This is a genomic window from Flavobacterium sp. ALJ2, assembly GCF_015594725.1.
In the GTDB taxonomy this organism is placed as follows: Bacteria; Bacteroidota; Bacteroidia; order Flavobacteriales; family Flavobacteriaceae; genus Flavobacterium.
Map to the genome: position 1 here is coordinate 124121 of NZ_JADNRC010000010.1, position 17939 is coordinate 142059.

A 17939-nucleotide genomic window follows, 5' to 3' on the forward strand; every position below is an offset into this window, starting at 1 on the left:
AGTCTTTGCAAACTATGCTTCTATGCTTCTATGTGTTAAGAATAATTACCAATGAGTTAATAATAAATCATGATTCAGGTCTTTTATCAAAATAGAAAAGACCTGAATCTAATAAATAAAAAATATGAAACGAGTAGACTTTGAAATAATAGGAAAAAAAATCATCGTTGGAGCGATTATTTTTTTAGTTCCGCTAATCATTTTGGCAGGAGGTTTAACATTAATTAATCAAATTTTAAAATAAGAGATCATGGCAACAACTCATAATTCAAACAAAAGACTAACAAGAGATTTGAGCATTAGTCTTTTATTATATACATTACCTGTATTAGCAATTTACTTGTATTTTAAATTAAGTAATGGTGTAGTAAGTGAATCACATATTTCATTACCCTCCTATTTAGAGTTTATAAAACCAGCTTTTACTCACATACGAACATGGGGATTAATCGTTTTTATGTTGATTCTAGGCATCGTAGAATTTGCTGCCGGTTTATATGATGATCAATGGACAGGCGAAGAACGCAAAATAGATATTGTTTGTTTCTTGGCACCAAAATTACTTTTACCTCCAGTAATTGCTTTTTTTAGCTTGACTGTTTTACCATTTTTAATTCCTAATCTAGAAAATTCCCTTTCTTGGATTCCGTTTTGGGGAGGCTTTTTCCTAATTGCAATAGCCGACGATTTAACCCAATATTGGTATCACCGTTTGCATCATCAAGTACCTTTTTTATGGCGTTTTCATAGAACACACCATTCCGCACCATATATGGGAATGGCAATGGCATCAAGACAAAACTTTATCTATACCGTTTTCTTTTCTCAAATATACCTAACAGCAACTTTAACGTATTTAGGATTAGGATTACCTGCTTTATTTGTTTTGGTTATAAAAAGCTTTATCACTTTGGGAGCACATTCAAGCATTGCCTGGGATAAACCATTTTATAAATACAAAGTTTTACATCCTATTGCATGGGTTTTAGAACGATTAATTTCGACTCCAGCCACGCATCACGCACATCATGCTGATACTAGCGGTGACGGAATTGGACATTTTAAAGGCAACTTTGGTAATATGTTTTTCATTTGGGATATGATTTTCGGGACAGGTTTAATTACTCGTAAATTCCCAAAATCATACGGAATGAAATCCTATAAACAAGAAGAATGGTATGCGCAATTTCTTTGGCCAATATTCAAATCTAAAAAAGAAGGAAGTGCCCTGGCTGAAGGAGTTCTCGCAGTTCCATTAACACAAAAAGCAAATAATACTGCTAACCAAAGTCCAAGTCCAGTTTATTATGAACATCAAACTCAATCGTAAAAACATGAAAAATTCAAAAATAAAAAACAGTATCACAGCGATAATCTTGCTATTTACAATTGCAAGTTTTGCCCAAGATAAAGCTTCTAATATAGTATCGCTGGATGTATTTTATTCGAAAATAAAAAGTCAAAAAAATCCACAGATAATTGATGCTCGTGGCGCAGAGGAATATGCATTGAACCATATCAATGGCGCAGTCAATTTTAATTTACAATCTGAGAATTATGCAAAAGCTGTGGCAGCATTAGATAAATCAAAACCCGTTTTTATCTACTCCATCGGAGCTGGTAGAAGTGTAGCTTTAGAGAAAGAATTATTAAAAAATGGCTTCATAGAAGCATATAGTCTTGAAGGCGGAATTGCCAATTGGATTGGAAACGGAAAACCATTTTACACCAATTCAAAAAGCAAATTATCGCTAACAGAATACAACAAAATCATTGCCGATAATAATGCTGTTTTAGTAGACATTGGATCTAAATATTGTGGTGCTTGCAAAAAAGTGAAACCTGTTTTAGAAACCATCAAAACGCAATACGGTACTAATTTAAAAATTGTAGAAATTGACTTAGAAGAAAACCCACAAATTATAGCCGATTTAAAAACAATAAAAGTGTTCCCAACCTTGATATTGTATCAAAACGGAAAGATTGTTTTTAAAAAAGAAGGTTTAGGTGATTTGAAAAAAGATGTTGATGTGGCTTTAGCTGAAAATTAGGTACAAAGGTTCTGAGTTCCGATAGCTATCGGAACAAAGACGCAAAGGTTTTCCGTAGAGACGCACCGCAGTGCGTCTTCATTAAAGGTTAAAGCTTTTACTGCAAGATTACCATACCTCCAAGGTCAAAAAAGACCTTGGAGGAAAAAAATTAAAAAACATTAAAATGTCAATTAAAACAAAACAATATACCATTCACGAAGACTGGACAGTCGTTATTTTAGGATTTTTAATAATTGGGATATCCCTATTTATTTTTCTTCCTGAAGTACCCGTATTCAAATGGACAAATGTAACCGATTTATTAAGTGATGTCTTTGATTCAGAGAATTTACAAATCATTGCATTGCAGTTTATATACCTTATTTCTATAGGAGTAATTGGCGCTTTCCTAATCGGAAAATCAGTGAAGAACTTTTTACTCGGATTCCCAATAGTTTATATACTAACCATAATTGCTTTGATTATTGCAGGAAATGCAACCATAAAAGGATTTAATCTCGAAGCCGTAATTTTTAGTCTGATTATAGGCTTAGCCATTGGTAACTTTTTCAAACTGCCAGAATGGTTTCGTTCAGCACTTGCTACAGAAGTATTTGTAAAAATCGGATTGGTCTTATTAGGTACAAGCGTAATCTTCTCCGACATTCTTAAAGCAGGTACATTAGGATTAGCCCAAGCTTTGGTGGTAGTGTTATCCGTTTGGTACTTTGCTTTTTGGTTGTGCAAAAAACTAAAAGTCGATGATGAACTAACAATGATGATTTCCAGTGCCGTTTCCATCTGTGGCGTTTCTGCCGCTATTGCAACATCAGGTGCTATCAAAGGAGACTCCAAAAAACTATCCTATGTCATTTCGATGGTATTAGTAACAGCAATTCCCATGATGATTTTCATGCCTATCATAGCCAAATATTTCAACTTCCCCGAAGAAGTTACCGGAGCTTGGTTAGGTGGTAGTATTGATACCTCAGGAGCTGTCGTTGCATCAGGTTCATTGGTAGGAGAAACAGCATTAAAAATTAGTACGATTGTAAAATTCTCTCAAAATGTATTATTAGGACTAGCTGCTTTTGCCATATCTGTTTATTGGACTTATACCCATAACAAATCGGCCGAAGCTATTGCATCCAAGCCCACATTGGGAGTTATCTGGGAACGTTTTCCAAAGTTTGTCATTGGATTCATAGCCGCTTCGCTAATCTTTTCGTTCCTACTTACATCTGAAATTCGAGAAGAAGTCAAGGATAGTTTAAAAAATCTACAGGGAATTTGGTTTGCCCTGGCATTTACAAGTATAGGTCTGGAAACCAACTTTAAAGATTTGCTAAACAACAACAGCAAAAAACCACTATTTGCCTTTTTAATAGCACAACTATTCAACGTGATTATTACGCTGATAATAGCCTTATTATTATTCAGCAACTAAAATTATAGGAAAGAGTTAGCCCACAAAAAATTAACATAAAATGAAGAAATTTTATATAACACTAATCCTTCTGCTTTTAGCAGGTGGAAACCCTTTAAAAAAATAGTTGCTTTTTTTGATATTTTAAGCAATTATAAAACAAAAAGCGATAGCTCAAAGACTATCGCTTTTGCTATTAAACACCAAAAAAACACAAATAATAAGATATTGTTCCGGAATTACGTTAAATAACAACAAACAAAAGACAACAAAAAGGCTTTTAATTACATTATTCATGAAAAATGATATTTATTTTAATAAAAAAGTAGACTTTAACGCCAGAATGTTACATTTTATACAAAAACACTATTATTTGTTAAGTTTTATGTTAAAAAAGCAAAACTAATTAACATAAATTTAAGATATTTGAAACCTAACCTTAAACTTTAAAAAATGAAAATTAACTTAAAGTATTACTTATGGCTTTTGTCGGTATTACTAGTACAAATAGCTCATGCTCAAGAAGGATTTATATCAGGCAAAGTTACCGATACAAAAAAGGTTCCTATTCCTGGAGTAAACATCCTTGTAAAAGGGAAAAAAAACAGTACTCAAACTGATTTTGATGGAAATTTTAAAATAGCAGCAAACAAAGGAGATATCTTAATTGCGAGCTATGTAAGTTTTGCAACAATTCAAGTACCAGCGTCAAATTTAATGACGATTGAATTAACCGAAACTCAAAATGAACTTGATGCAGTTCTAGTTGTGGGTTATGGTACACAATCTAAAAAGAATTTAACAGACAACATTGCCAGGGTAACAGCAAAAGACATACAGCAAATCCCTGTCTCTAACCTACAAAATGCATTGGTCGGTAAATTAGCTGGTGTACAAATCACTCAGACAAACGGTAAAGTAGAAGGAGGAATAAGTGTTAGAGTACGTGGAGCTGCAAGTATTAGCGCAGGAACACAACCCTTATATGTATTAGACGGTATTCCGTTAATTACTGATGATGAATCGGGCAATGGAGCTCCAACTAATCCTTTATTGACTTTAAGTACAAACGAAATTGAATCTATTGATGTACTAAAAGATGCTTCATCTGCTGCTATTTATGGTGCACGTGGTGCAAATGGAGTAGTAATTATTACGACTAAAAGAGGGAAAGATGGAAAAGGGACTTTCTCTATTAATATGTCACAGGGAATTAGTGAAGCTACACATAAAAAAAAATGGTTAAACGCAAAACAATATGTTGAATTATTACTAGAAGCAGGTAGAAATGTAAATGATTTAGCATCGGTAGAAGATGAATTGGAATTTTTATCGCAAGGAACAGATTGGAGAAATGGAGAAGTAAACACCGACTGGCAAAAAGAAGCCTTAAAAACAGGATATACAACTGACGCTGATTTTTCAGTTTCAGGCGGTGATGATAAAACTAAATACTTTATATCAGGTTCTTACAACAAAACTATAGGAATTATTGATAGTAATAATTTAGAAAGATTAACAGCCAGAACCAACTTATCTCACAAAGTGTCTGACCGTTTTACAGCTGGAATGAATATTGGATTTTCGAGATCATTAATAAATAGAGTTCAGGACGATAATTCATTTTCAAGTCCATTACAATCTGTGGCACAAGCACCAATATCTCAAGCTAGATTAGCAGATGGAAGCGCAAACCCAAATACAGAATATTCAAATTACCTTTTGGCCAAAGACAACACCTTCTGGAAAACAATTATGAGAAGAGTTATAGGGAAAGTATATGGAGAATTGAAATTATTTTCATTTTTAAAATTTAATTCAGATTTCTCATACGACCTTTTAAGTCAAACGGAAGATTACTGGCAAGGAAAAAATGCTCCGTTTATGGCAACAGATGGTGCTGTATTTGCATCCTCAGTAAATACAGAAAATTATGTTTTTAGTAACTATTTCACTTTCGATAAAACATTTGCAGGAAAACATACTATAAATGCTGTTGCAGGTATGGAATTTAACAAATACAACAGACGTTACCAGGATGTGAACAGCATTTATTTTCCAAATGATTCTTTTCAAACTGTTGATGGTGGTGCCGAAGTAAATGAAGGGCACGGAAGTCAAACTGATTATGCTTTTGTTTCACAATTTGGAAGATTAAATTATAGTTATGATAATAAATATCTTTTTAAAGCCAGCATCCGTCGTGATGGTTCATCTCGTTTCGGAAAAAATGAAAGATTTGGAGTATTCCCCGCTTTCTCAGCTGGTTGGGTTGTATCGCAGGAAAGTTTCTTAAAAGAAAATCCTGTTTTAACCTATTTAAAGTTAAAAGGAAGTTGGGGTAAATTAGGAAACGCAGAAATAGGAAATTTTGCCTCACGCCAATTGTACAAACCAAATCCTTACAATTTAAAATCGGGTCTAACTTTTGATCAGGCGGGAAATGATAATCTTACTTGGGAAAAATCAACTCAAACAGATGTTGGTTTTGAAATTGGATTCTTAAATAGAATCTCTATAGAAGCAGATTACTATCAAAAAGATACTGATGGATTACTATTTGAAGTTCCGTTGCCTTTGAGTTCTGGAGAATCTACAATTAATAAAAACATTGGAAAAATTAGAAGTAATGGTTTCGAATTTACTTTAAATACAAAAAATATTGAAAATGAAAACTTTAAATGGAATACAAGCTTCAATATCACTACAAACAAATCCAAAGTAAAATCATTACCTAACGACAATACTGATATTATCAATAATTATAACATTAATAGAGTTGGCGAATATATCTCCTCATTTTATTTAGTCGAATATGCTGGCGTAGATTCTGAAAATGGAGATGCCCTTTTTGTAAAAAATACTATAAATGCTGATGGAAGTATTGACAAAAGTACAACTAATGATTATAGCGAAGCAAAAAGAGTTATTACAGGAAACCCTTTTCCTACTTTAATGTCTGGTTTAACAAACACCATAACTTATAAAGGCATTGATTTTTCATTTACCTTCCAGGGAGAATGGGGAGCCAGTATTTATAATTCGGCAGGAATATACCAATCTACTGCAGCTGATTATTTTGACAATCAAACATTAGATCAATTAAATCGTTGGCAGAAGCCTGGTGACATTACAAATGTTCCTCAAGCTAGATTTGAAGGAGCTAACGGAACTCAGGAATCGACACGTTATTTAGACAAATCAGATTTTGTTCGTTTAAGAAACATTACTTTAGGATATTCTTTACCTAAAAAAGCTGTAAATGACATGGGGATGAGCAATTTAAGATTTTACATCACGGCTGTTAACCTATTTACTTTTACAAATTATAAAGGCAATGATCCCGAAGCCAGAAGAGATGATAATAATGCTATTGGGCAAGATTTTTACTCCGCTCCACCAGCGAGAACAATTGCTATGGGTGTAAATATTAATTTTTAAAACGAACAAAGATGAAAGCAAATAAAATAATTTTATATCTATTTTCCGTAGTACTTTTTGCAAGTTGCGAAAATGAACTAAATGTAGAGCCTAAGCAAAGAGAAGATGCTTCAATCACTTTGAGCACAGAAGCAGGTATAACAAATATACTCACTGGAACGTATGCCTTGGCAGCAAATGGTAATGCTTACGGTGGAAGAATTTTAGTCTATGCCGATTTACTAGGAGTTAGTGCAGCTATAAACACAACAGACTTTAGATGGAGAGGAACTTTTGGTGAGTTAAGACAGATGTACAATAAAACAATGCTGTCTGACAACGTAATTATCGAAGGTACTTATTCCAGATATTACGAAATGATTAATGCAGCAAATACAGTAATCGAGAACATTGATAAAGTTAAAGACCCAAATAAACGAACGGTAATGATTGGTGAAGCTAACTTTCTACGATCTCTAGCTTATTTTGATTTAGTTCGTTTTTTTGCAAAACCATACGTGAGTGGTCAGGCTAATAATCAATTAGGAGTAGTATTAAGACCAAATGCTATATATAATTTTAATACTGATCTTTCAAAAGAGAGAAGCACTGTTGATGAAGTCTATAAAGTAATCATAGATGGACTAAATCTTGCTTACACTAATTTACCTGACCAAAATAGCTTTTATGCTGATAAGTATGCTGCAAAAGCATTATTAGCCAGAGTATATTTGCAGCAAGGCAATTATGATGACGCAAGAGATGCTGCCAATGATGTTATAGAAAATAGCGGACATGGATTATCTCAAACCTATGCTGCGGCTTTTAATCACGATACAGATCAAACCGAAGATGTATTTGCCATACAGATTACAAAACAAACAGGAGTAAATGATGCGGTTACTTTCTATGCGTCTGAAAGTAACGGAGGTCGTAATGGTGATTTTTCTATCAGAGATCATTACTTAGAAAAATTTAGCGATCCTGATGACAGAGCTGCTTTTAACTATGTAGATGATGGAACCGGAAGAACACTAACATCTAAGTATACAGATCAATTTGCGAATGTGGGTATTATTCGTTTAGCCGAAATGTACTTAATAAGAGCTGAGGCTAATTTTAGAAAAGGAACAGCACTTGGAAACACTCCGCTTGACGATATCAATATTATTAGAACAAGAGCAAATGCAGCTAACTTATCAACACTTACTCTGGATGATATTTTATTAGAACGCGAATTAGAACTAGGAATGGAAGGTTTCTTAATACATGACATCAAAAGAACAAAACGCTCCATTGATATTAGTGAAGATGGAGACGGAACTAGTTTAATTCTTTATGACGCTAATAATTTGGTATTTCCAATTCCGTTGAAAGAAACAGATGCCAATAAAAAAATCACTCAGAATCCAGGATATAGTAACTAAGAAAACAAAAAAAACATTCGCTGCGGCGAATGTTTTTTTATATCAATTTGTAAACATTAATTTAATTTCTAAAATCATTTAAAGATTTTTCAATAATTTCAAGACACTCATGAATTTGAGATTCTGTCATTACCAATGGTGGTGCTAATCTAATTTTATTTCCGTGAGTAGGTTTAGCCAATAATCCATTATCTCTAAATTTAAGGCAAATTTCCCAAGCTAAATCAGAATCTTCACCACAATTTATCACAATTGCATTTAATAATCCTTTACCACGAACCAACGTAATCAGGTTATTTTTTTTGGCAATTTCATTCAAACCTTTTCTTAAAATAATCCCTAAACGTTCTGCATTTTCAGCTAGATTTTCATCTTTAATTACTTCAAGTGCAGCAATAGCAACTGCAGCAGCAACAGGGTTTCCTCCAAAAGTCGATCCGTGTTGTCCTGGTTTAATAACATTCATAATTTCGTCATTACACAAAACTGCAGAAACAGGATAAACACCACCAGAAATTGCTTTACCTAAAATTAAAATATCAGGCTGAACATTCTCGTGATGAACGGCTAATAATTTTCCAGTACGTGCAATTCCAGTTTGAACTTCATCTGCAATAAATAAAACATTATGTTCTTCACACAAGGCTTTTGCTTTTGCTAAATATCCTTCAGAAGGAACATAAACACCCGCTTCACCCTGAATTGGTTCAACCAAAAATCCAGCAATATTTGTTGAAGATTCCAAAACTTTTTTAAGAGCTTCAAGATTATCATATTCTATTTTTATAAAGCCATCAGTAAATGGTCCGAAGTTTTTACGAGCAGCTTCATCATTAGAGAATGAAATGATAGTTGTTGTTCTTCCATGAAAATTATTCTCACAAACAATAATCTGAGCTTGGTTCTCAGGAATACCTTTAACTTCATAAGCCCATTTTCTACATACTTTAAGTGCCGTTTCAACAGCCTCAGCACCAGTATTCATTGGTAAAACTTTATCAAAACCAAAGTATTTGGTTACAAATTCTTCATAAGGTCCTAATTGATCGTTATAAAAAGCACGAGAAGTCAATGTAAGTTTTTGAGCTTGATCAACCATAGCCTTTATAATTCTTGGATGGCAATGCCCTTGATTGACCGCAGAATAAGCAGATAAAAAGTCATAATATTTTTTCCCATCTATATCCCAAACATAAACACCCTCACCTCTTTCTAAAACTACTGGAAGTGGGTGATAATTATGTGCTCCATACTTATTCTCTTTTTCAATCAAGATTTCTGATTTTGATGAAAGGTTTTGTTTTGTCTGCATAATTATTTATTTTTTTTAAACTTAAGTTACAAAATTAGCCCTTTTTATATATTTTACAACAAAAAAAAGTTATTATGACTTAAAATTTATTTATTTTACAAAAATTTAAATTTAAAAAACATCAATTCGAGTCATTTTTAAAAAGAAACATTCTATTTAAAAATCACAAAAAACAATTACTTTTATAACTAACAGAAACAATCATTTTAATTCAGAACAAAACAATGGATATATTAGACGAATTCGATATCAGTATCATAAAAGAGCTGGAAAAAGATGGCAGAATGGCCTTCTCCTCTATCGCTTCTAATCTAAAAATCTCAAACACGATGGTTCATCAACGGGTTAACAGACTAATAGATCATGGCATTTTAACTGGAATAAAACCTGTTGTAAACGAAAAAAAAATTGGATATGATTGGGCATCTTTTACAGGAATTACACTCAACAAAGATTCCGATTCAAATCGCATAATAGAAGCATTAAAAGAAATCCCAGAAGTTACTGAATGTTATTTTGTAACTGGATCATTTACCCTTTACCTAAAAATTATAGCTACGAATCATGAGCATATGAGAAAAATACTCTACGAAAAAATAGATAGTATTCCTGGTATTGCAAAAACTGATTCAATTATAGAATTAGGATGTGCTTTTAAACGAAATATTACTTTATAATCAACCTTATAAACTAAAAATATGCGTCAACAATTCCTTTTACCAGTTATTTTATTTCTCTGCAAATCTGTCTTGTTTTCGCAAACTATTGTCCAAAATCCATCCAAAAGTGATTTCTCAGGAACCCTTTCCTTTTTAGCTTCTGATTGGATGGAAGGCCGCGGCTCTACTCAAAAAGGTGGTTTTATGGCTTCTGAATATATTGCATCAATGATGGAGTTATATCAATTAATTCCTTATAACAGTAAATCTGGATATTTTCAAGATTTTAAAATCCTAGAACACACCGTAAAGAAAACATCTTTTGAAATTAAAAAAAGAAATACAGAAACACTCCTTCTTTCACCAGAAAACGATTATCAAGTCACTCCAATTACGCAATCTTTACAAAGAGAAGCCCAAATAGTTTTTGCAGGTTACGGGCTAAGCATACCAAAAGAAGGCTGTGATGATTATAAAAACCTAAATGTAAAAGGAAAAATTGTTGTTATTTTAAAAGGATTCCCAGGCCATCAAGACAGTACCTCAACTTTATATCAGAAATTTAAAAAATTATTCCCAGAAGAAAATAATCTGGAAGAAGTCAAAATACAAACTGCCATCAATAAAAATGCAATTGCTTTAATTATTATAGGAGCAAATGGAGATCCGAAATTTAAAAATTTCAAAGAAGATGCTCTTTTACATTCATTAGAAACACCAACTACAACTGCTATTCCTCTTTTTAAATTAAATAAATCGGCAGCTGAAAAACTTTTTTCAGGAAATAGTATTTCATTAGAAACAGTTGAGAAAAATTATGCAAATAAAATAGGCATTCCTCCTGTTCAATTAAAAAACACAACAGTTAATTTTTCCATTGAATTACAAACAAAAACTTTTCCTGTTCGAAATGTTCTGGGAATGATTCAAGGAAAAGATACTACTAAAACCATTATTGTAGGTGCTCATTACGATCATTTAGGAATCATAAATGATACAATCTATAATGGTGCCGACGATAACGCTTCGGGAGTTTCAGGAATGTTGGCATTAGCTAAGAACTGGTCTGAATCAAAAATAAAACCACCGTGCAATATCTTATTTGCTTCTTGGACTGCAGAAGAAATGGGACTTTTAGGAAGTCAAAATTTTATTCAAAATTTCGATTTAAAGAAACAAAAAATACTGCTCGTTATCAATATGGATATGATATCAAGAAGTGCTCCAGAAGATAAAACCCATCGAGTTTTAAGCATTGGAACACAGGAAGGAAGCGATAGTTTAAAAGAAATAATTACTTTTAGCAATAGCAAACTTTCTAAACCTTTTACACTCGATCTTTGGGAAACCAATGGACATACCGGAAGTGATTATGCCTCTTTTGCAGCTAAAGGAATTCCAGTTATGACTTATTTTAGTGGTTTTCATGATGATTATCACTCCATTCGAGATGTAGCCTCAAAAGTAGATTTAGATAAAATTCAAGATGTTCTTTTTATAATTAATACATCTCTCTTAAGATTTATAGCAAATATGCCTTAACTAAACCAGATAAAACCATGAAAAACCAATTACTGTTCAATTATTTGTCAAAAAAACAACTATTGATTTCACTCCTATTCATGAGTTGCCTTCTTCAGGCACAAACACCTAAAGGAAAACTATTTATAATTGGCGGTGGAGACCGATCTGATAATTTGATGAAACAAGTCTTAAGTGTTGCCGACTTAACAAAAAAAGATTACATCGTCGTTTTACCAATGTCTAGTGAAGAACCAGATAGCTCCTTTATCTTTTTTAAAACACAAATGCTAAAATTGACAACAAATCCAATTGTAATGTTCAACTTTAATGCAGCAACAGCACAAAATAAAACATTAACTGACTCACTACAAAAAGCAAAACTAATTTTTATAAGCGGAGGCGACCAAACACGTTTTATGAATATAGTTCAAAATACTCCAATAAAAACAGCCATACAAAAAGCTTATGAAAACGGAAGTACAATTTCTGGAACAAGTGCTGGTGCAGCTGTAATGTCAGAAAAAATGATAACAGGAAATCAAAAATTGCAAAAAGAATATTCAGGAACTTTTGATAATATTAGATATGACAATCTAGAAACCTCAGAAGGTTTAGGATTAATTAAAACCGCCATTATTGATCAGCATTTTTTAAAGAGAAATCGTTACAATCGACTCCTAACGGCTTTAGTTGAATTTCCAACTTTAACCGGAATTGGAATTGATGAAGCTACCGCAATTATTGTTCGAAACAATCAGGTTGAAGTTGCTGGAGATAGTGAAGTCATTGTAGTTAGAAATCCAAAAGGAATTTTAAAAGCTAAAAATAACAACCTGATATCTATAGAAAATCTTCAAATGAGTATTTATACCGCAGGACAAAAATTTAATATAAACTAACTATGTTCAATTACCTTAAAATAATAAAACTAAGTTTTGTTCTTACTTGTATAACCTTTCAAATTTCTGCACAGAAAATAAATACGAAAGAGATTAATCGGCTTAAAAAATTAGCACAGCAGGTTACCATAATTCGAGATAATTGGGGAATCCCACATGTTTATGGGAAAACCGATGCTGATGCTGTATTTGGATTACTTTACGCGCAATGCGAAGATGATTTTAAGCGAATTGAGATGAATTATATTGAAAAACTAGGACGCCTTTCAGAAATAAAAGGACAATCAGTTTTATACAATGATCTCGAAATACGTCTTTTAATTGATACACAAGAAGCTAAATCAGATTATAAAAAAGCACCTGACTGGCTCAAAAAACTTTTAAATAGTTATGCAGATGCTATCAATTTTTATTTATACAATCATCCAGAAGTAAAACCAGCCCTTTTAACTCATTTTGAACCGTGGTTCCCTTTGCTTTGGACTGATGGGAGCATTGGAGCCATAAGCACTGCCGATCTTACAACTGGTGAACTAAAAGCTTTTTATTCTGGAAATAATGACAAAGTAGCTTATGTAGAAAGAGAAAAAAATGTACAAACAGGCTCAAACGGTTTTGCATTTTCACCATCAAAAACAGCTGATGGAAATGCTATTTTATACATTAATCCTCATACCACTTTTTACTTTAGACCTGAAGTTCAGGTAACAAGTGAAGAAGGGCTAAATACATATGGAGCAGTAACTTGGGGACAGTTTTTTATTTATCAGGGCTTTAATGAGAATTGTGGTTGGATGCATACATCATCAAATGTAGATGTTGCTGATATGTATGCAGAAAAAATAGTTCATAAAAAAAATAAATTATTTTATGAATTTGATAAAAAGCTACTGCCTGTTATCGAAAAAGAAATTACAATAAACTATACTGAAAACGGCAAATTAATTCCCAAAAAATTTAAAACCTATTTTACCAATAACGGACCGATTATGGCCAAACGCGATGGAAAATGGATTAGTTTAAAATCGAATAACCGATCAATGACAAGTCTAATTCAGAGTTGGATAAGAACAAAATCGACCAATTTTGAAGAATATAAAAAAGCAATGGATTTAAAAGCCAATACTTCCAACAATACCGTTTATGCAGATAACAAAGGAAACATTGCGTATTGGCACGGAAACTTTATTCCAATAAGAGACAAAAATCTCAATTGGTCAAAAGTCGTTGATGGTTCCGTTTCATCAACGCAATGGAAAGGTCTTCATGAAGTAAATGAAACTGTACATATATATAATCCGATAAATGGCTGGCTTCAAAATTGTAATTCTACACCCTATTCAGTAGCTGGAGAAAACAGTCCTAAAAAAGAAAACTATTTGCCTTATATGGCACCTGATGGAGAAAACTTTAGAGGAGTAAATGCCGTTCGCATATTTAGCAAAGGCGATAATTACACATTAGACAAAGTAATTGCCGATGGATATGACACTAAATTATCCATATTTGAAATCTTAATTCCAAGTTTAATTACTGTATTCGAAAAAAGTATAAAGACTACAGATCCAGAATATAATGATTTAACAGAATCAATTGCTATGCTAAAAAACTGGGATTATTATGCAAAAGAAAATTCTATAGCAACAACATTAGCCGTTGAATGGGCGTATAAATTAGACCCAATTATCTTAAAAGCTTATATTGATGAAGGTGAATTGGATCAGGTTGAAAACACTAAAAATTTTGCAAAAAATGCAACTGCAGCTCAACTAATACCACAATTGCAATCCGTTTTAAAAGAACTAAAATCAAAATGGGGAACATGGAAAGTAGCTTGGGGCGAAATTAACCGCTTTCAACGTTCTAGCGGTGACATCGATTTAAAATATGACGATTCAAAACCAAGTTTATCAATTGCTTTTGGTCCAGGTTCCTGGGGAAGCTTACCTTCTTTTAAAAGCAGCTACCAAAATGATTCTAAAAAACGTTATGGATACAATGGTAATAGTTTTGTTTGCGCTGTAGAATTTGGTTCAAAAATAAAGGCAAAATCGTTATTAGCAGGAGGAAACAGTGGTGATCCAACTTCAAAACATTTTGCTGACCAAGCTGAAATGTATCAAAAAGGTGAGTTTAAAGAAGTCTTATTTTATAAAGAAGATGTCATAAAAAATGCAAAAAAAAACTATCATCCTGGTAAATAATTTTCAACTTAACAATCAGCTTACAAAAAAGGTAGAAGAAATACATTTTTGAAGTTTTTTTGTAACATAAAATTTCTAATATTTGTTTAAATTTACGAAACTATGAAAAAATCACACCTTCTCTTATTTACTATTATTCTTTTTTGCCAAACTATGAGCGCACAATTAAAACAAGTAAAATATACTGATGGAAGTCAGGTTTTAAATGGGCTCGCTATTAATCCTACAACAAAAAGCAATGAAAATCCTGGGATATTAATCCTTCCTGCTTGGAAAGGTATTGATAATGCATCCAAAGAAATTGCTGAAAACTTAGCCAATTTGGGGTATCATGTTTTTATTGCAGATATATACGGACAAGGAAACTATCCAAATGATAATACCGAAGCAGGTAAACTATCTGGATATTACAAGAGTAATTTTAGTATTTATCAAAACAGAATTAATCTAGCTTTACAACAATTAGTAAAATCAGGAGCCAATGTTAATAATACTGCTATAATTGGGTATTGTTTTGGAGGAACAGGTGCTCTTGAAGCTGCAAGAGGACATCTTAATATACAGGGAGTTGTTTCATTTCATGGTGGTTTAGGAAAAGATATTAAACGACCAGCCCAGCCTATTACAGCAAAGGTTTTAGTTTGCCATGGTGCCGATGATCCATATGAGTCAAAAGAAGAAATTAACTCTTTTCAACAAGAAATGCGCGATACCAGAGCCGATTGGCAAATGATTTATTATGCAAATGCGGTACACTCTTTTACCAATCCCGAAGCAGGAAATGATAATTCTAAAGGGGCAGCATATAATGAAAAAGCCGCTAAACGTTCCTTTGAACATTTAAAACTTTTCTTAAACGAAGTCCTAAAAAAATAACCATAACTATCTCAAACCAAAAAATACCAAACCTTTTTTTTTATGTCAAAAAGCGCTTTACGAAAAGACAAAACCTGCCTGAATTGCAGACACGTTGTTGATCAGAAATTTTGCCCCAATTGTGGACAGGAAAATACTGATACTCGAAAAACATTCCACCATTTATTTATTCATTTTTTCGAAGATTTAACGCATTATGAGAATGCTTTTTGGCGTACAATTAGAAATCTTTTATTCAAACCATCCGCTCTAACCAAAGAATATCTTTCAGGAAAACGTTTGTCTTATTTAGCACCAGTTCGATTATATATTTTTATCAGCTTTGTTACCTTTCTTTTAATTGCATTATTCCCCAATTCAGTAACAGAAAATCTGACAAAAAGTGAAAATGAAATTACGTATAATTTCGAAAAAGAAAATACAAAAGAGATTAAAAACTGGAATGAAAAGTCATATTTTAAGTCGAAAACAGTGGATAAGTCCTATTTTAAGCTAAAAACAATGAAAGAGATTGATTCCATTCAAAAATATGGAAAAGAAAAAGAAAAACTTAATGAGTTTGAATACTGGATTTATGAGAAAGCAGTCCACGTGACGGAGACAAACACTAAAAAGGAAATCATTGAAAAGTTTATCGAATCTTTTGTTCATAACATACCTAAGATTCTTTTCATCATAATGCCATTTTTCGCTTTCTTCTTATGGATTTTTCATAACAAAAAGAAATGGTACTATTTTGATCACGGAATTTTCACTTTGCATTATTTTTCATTTTTGCTGCTCATGTTCCTCATTTTGTTCATTACAGAGAAATTATTTGGATTACTCGGTTCAACTAGTGCTTTGAGCTTTATTTCGGGCATTATATATTTTGTAGGAATAGTCTGGATGTGTTATTATTTTTATCCGGCGCATCATCGTTTTTATGGAGAAACAAGATTTGTTTCCTTTGTTAAAAGTGCAACATTATTCTTTATCAACTTCTTTTTTATAGTATTTTTACTAACATTCTATATTTTATATACATTCATAAATTTACACTAACAAAAAATGAAAAAAATTGTAATTCTATTACTAATTGTCTCTTCCTTTTCATGTAAGAACACGCAAAGTGTAGCTACTAAAGACAATTCGGATCCAACCAAATATATGAACACCATAACTGCTGCCGAATTAAAAAAGCATCTTTATATAGTCGCATCAGATGAAATGGAAGGAAGAGAAACCGGCTCAAAAGGACAAAAAAAAGTTGGTGTATATCTTATCGATCAATACAAAAAAGATAAAATTTCTTTTCCTAAAGGAGCAACCGATTACTACCAACATATCCCCGCATCATACTTAAATTCTCGAAGAAATCAGAATTTGCCAGATTCTGAAAACATTTGGGCGTATATTGAAGGTACTGAAAAACCAGATGAAGTACTAGTTATTTCAGCTCATTATGACCACGTAGGCATGAAAAATGGTGAAGTCTATAATGGTGCCGACGATGATGGATCTGGAACTGTTGCCTTGCTAGAAATGGCTCAAGCATTTGCAAAAGCAAAGGAAGAAGGACACGGTCCCAAACGTTCTATCCTTTTCTTACATGTAACTGGAGAAGAACATGGCTTACATGGTTCCCGTTTTTACTCAGAAAACCCATTATTCCCTATTGTAAATACAATAGCTGACATTAATATCGATATGATTGGACGTCGCGACGTAGAACATGCAAATACAAATAATTATGTATATGTAATTGGTGCTGACAGACTATCGAGCGATTTACATAATATCGTAGTCGCTCAAAATAAAAAATATACTAAAATAGATTTAGATTTTAAATTTAATGACCCAAAAGATCCGAATCATTTTTATGAGCGCTCAGATCATTATAATTTTGCTAAACTTGGTATTCCATCAGTATTCTTGTTCAATGGAGTTCATGAAGATTACCATAAAAAAGGAGATAAACCTGAAAAAATCGAATACGATGCTTTAACAAAAAGAACCCAATTGGCATTTGTAATAGCATGGGATTTGGCAAATAGAGATAACAGACCCGTAGTTGATAAGAAATAAGTTTTTCTAAGATTCAAAAGTTCAAAGACAAAAAGGTTGGTTCTGAGATTAACAAAAAAGGATGAGTTTTACTCATCCTTTTTGTTATATAT

At 32.6% G+C, this 17939-nt stretch carries 13 protein-coding genes; 12 read left to right on the forward strand and 1 reads right to left on the reverse strand.

Annotated features, from left to right (window positions below):
- Positions 1 to 250: 250 nt before the first annotated feature.
- From IUY40_RS13035 to IUY40_RS13055, 5 genes are all read left to right on the forward strand, one after another.
- The gene (locus tag IUY40_RS13035) at positions 251 to 1330 is read left to right on the forward strand and encodes a sterol desaturase family protein (RefSeq protein ID WP_195737297.1); all 1080 of its coding nucleotides are present in this window, start codon (positions 251 to 253) and stop codon (positions 1328 to 1330) included.
- A gap of 4 nt (positions 1331 to 1334) precedes the next feature.
- Positions 1335 to 2051, forward strand: a complete 717-nt coding sequence (locus IUY40_RS13040) for a thioredoxin domain-containing protein (protein WP_195737298.1) — start codon at positions 1335 to 1337, stop codon at positions 2049 to 2051.
- Positions 2052 to 2217: 166 nt separating this feature from the next.
- Complete coding sequence (locus IUY40_RS13045; RefSeq protein WP_195737299.1) at positions 2218 to 3480, forward strand: putative sulfate exporter family transporter; 1263 nt, start codon at positions 2218 to 2220, stop codon at positions 3478 to 3480.
- 432 nt (positions 3481 to 3912) lie between these two features.
- A complete protein-coding gene (locus IUY40_RS13050) occupies positions 3913 to 6900 on the forward strand; it encodes a TonB-dependent receptor (RefSeq protein ID WP_195737300.1) in 2988 nt (995 codons plus the stop codon).
- A gap of 11 nt (positions 6901 to 6911) precedes the next feature.
- On the forward strand, positions 6912 to 8306 hold the full coding sequence (locus tag IUY40_RS13055) for a RagB/SusD family nutrient uptake outer membrane protein (RefSeq protein ID WP_195737301.1): 1395 nt from the start codon (positions 6912 to 6914) through the stop codon (positions 8304 to 8306).
- Positions 8307 to 8367: 61 nt separating this feature from the next.
- Here the strand turns inward: IUY40_RS13055 and rocD are convergent, their stop codons facing one another.
- Complete coding sequence (rocD, locus tag IUY40_RS13060) at positions 8368 to 9621, reverse strand: ornithine--oxo-acid transaminase (RefSeq protein ID WP_317190920.1); 1254 nt, start codon at positions 9619 to 9621, stop codon at positions 8368 to 8370.
- A 221-nt stretch (positions 9622 to 9842) separates the two neighbouring features.
- Here rocD and IUY40_RS13065 point away from each other — a divergent pair, with 221 nt between their 5' ends.
- The 7 genes from IUY40_RS13065 to IUY40_RS13095 all read left to right on the forward strand — a co-directional run bounded on the left by IUY40_RS13065 (position 9843) and on the right by IUY40_RS13095 (position 17847).
- The gene (locus IUY40_RS13065; protein WP_195737303.1) at positions 9843 to 10295 is read left to right on the forward strand and encodes an Lrp/AsnC family transcriptional regulator; all 453 of its coding nucleotides are present in this window, start codon (positions 9843 to 9845) and stop codon (positions 10293 to 10295) included.
- 21 nt (positions 10296 to 10316) lie between these two features.
- Positions 10317 to 11819 carry a M20/M25/M40 family metallo-hydrolase gene (locus tag IUY40_RS13070; RefSeq protein ID WP_195737304.1) on the forward strand — a complete coding sequence of 501 codons (1503 nt, stop codon included), beginning with the start codon at positions 10317 to 10319 and terminating at the stop codon, positions 11817 to 11819.
- Between the two features lie 17 nt (positions 11820 to 11836).
- Positions 11837 to 12700, forward strand: a complete 864-nt coding sequence (locus IUY40_RS13075) for a cyanophycinase (protein ID WP_195737305.1) — start codon at positions 11837 to 11839, stop codon at positions 12698 to 12700.
- Positions 12701 to 12702: 2 nt separating this feature from the next.
- The gene (locus IUY40_RS13080) at positions 12703 to 14904 is read left to right on the forward strand and encodes a penicillin acylase family protein (protein ID WP_195737306.1); all 2202 of its coding nucleotides are present in this window, start codon (positions 12703 to 12705) and stop codon (positions 14902 to 14904) included.
- A gap of 102 nt (positions 14905 to 15006) precedes the next feature.
- A complete protein-coding gene (locus IUY40_RS13085; protein WP_195737307.1) occupies positions 15007 to 15780 on the forward strand; it encodes a dienelactone hydrolase family protein in 774 nt (257 codons plus the stop codon).
- 42 nt (positions 15781 to 15822) lie between these two features.
- Complete coding sequence (locus IUY40_RS13090) at positions 15823 to 16824, forward strand: DUF3667 domain-containing protein (protein WP_195737308.1); 1002 nt, start codon at positions 15823 to 15825, stop codon at positions 16822 to 16824.
- Positions 16825 to 16830: 6 nt separating this feature from the next.
- Positions 16831 to 17847, forward strand: coding sequence for a M28 family peptidase (locus IUY40_RS13095; RefSeq protein ID WP_195737309.1), 1017 nt, complete (start codon positions 16831 to 16833; stop codon positions 17845 to 17847).
- The last annotated feature ends 92 nt before the right edge of the window (positions 17848 to 17939 follow it).

Bases quoted from the DNA above. Each gene is read 5' to 3' on its own strand.
- IUY40_RS13065 (WP_195737303.1), top strand. From the start codon at position 9,843: ATGGATATATTAGACGAATTCGATATCAGTATCATAAAAGAGCTGGAA.
- IUY40_RS13055 (WP_195737301.1), top strand. From the start codon at position 6,912: ATGAAAGCAAATAAAATAATTTTATATCTATTTTCCGTAGTACTTTTT.
- IUY40_RS13050 (WP_195737300.1), top strand. From the start codon at position 3,913: ATGAAAATTAACTTAAAGTATTACTTATGGCTTTTGTCGGTATTACTA.
- IUY40_RS13085 (WP_195737307.1), top strand. From the start codon at position 15,007: ATGAAAAAATCACACCTTCTCTTATTTACTATTATTCTTTTTTGCCAA.
- IUY40_RS13095 (WP_195737309.1), top strand. From the start codon at position 16,831: ATGAAAAAAATTGTAATTCTATTACTAATTGTCTCTTCCTTTTCATGT.
- IUY40_RS13045 (WP_195737299.1), top strand. From the start codon at position 2,218: ATGTCAATTAAAACAAAACAATATACCATTCACGAAGACTGGACAGTC.
- IUY40_RS13040 (WP_195737298.1), top strand. From the start codon at position 1,335: ATGAAAAATTCAAAAATAAAAAACAGTATCACAGCGATAATCTTGCTA.
- IUY40_RS13035 (WP_195737297.1), top strand. From the start codon at position 251: ATGGCAACAACTCATAATTCAAACAAAAGACTAACAAGAGATTTGAGC.
- IUY40_RS13075 (WP_195737305.1), top strand. From the start codon at position 11,837: ATGAAAAACCAATTACTGTTCAATTATTTGTCAAAAAAACAACTATTG.
- IUY40_RS13070 (WP_195737304.1), top strand. From the start codon at position 10,317: ATGCGTCAACAATTCCTTTTACCAGTTATTTTATTTCTCTGCAAATCT.
- IUY40_RS13090 (WP_195737308.1), top strand. From the start codon at position 15,823: ATGTCAAAAAGCGCTTTACGAAAAGACAAAACCTGCCTGAATTGCAGA.
- IUY40_RS13080 (WP_195737306.1), top strand. From the start codon at position 12,703: ATGTTCAATTACCTTAAAATAATAAAACTAAGTTTTGTTCTTACTTGT.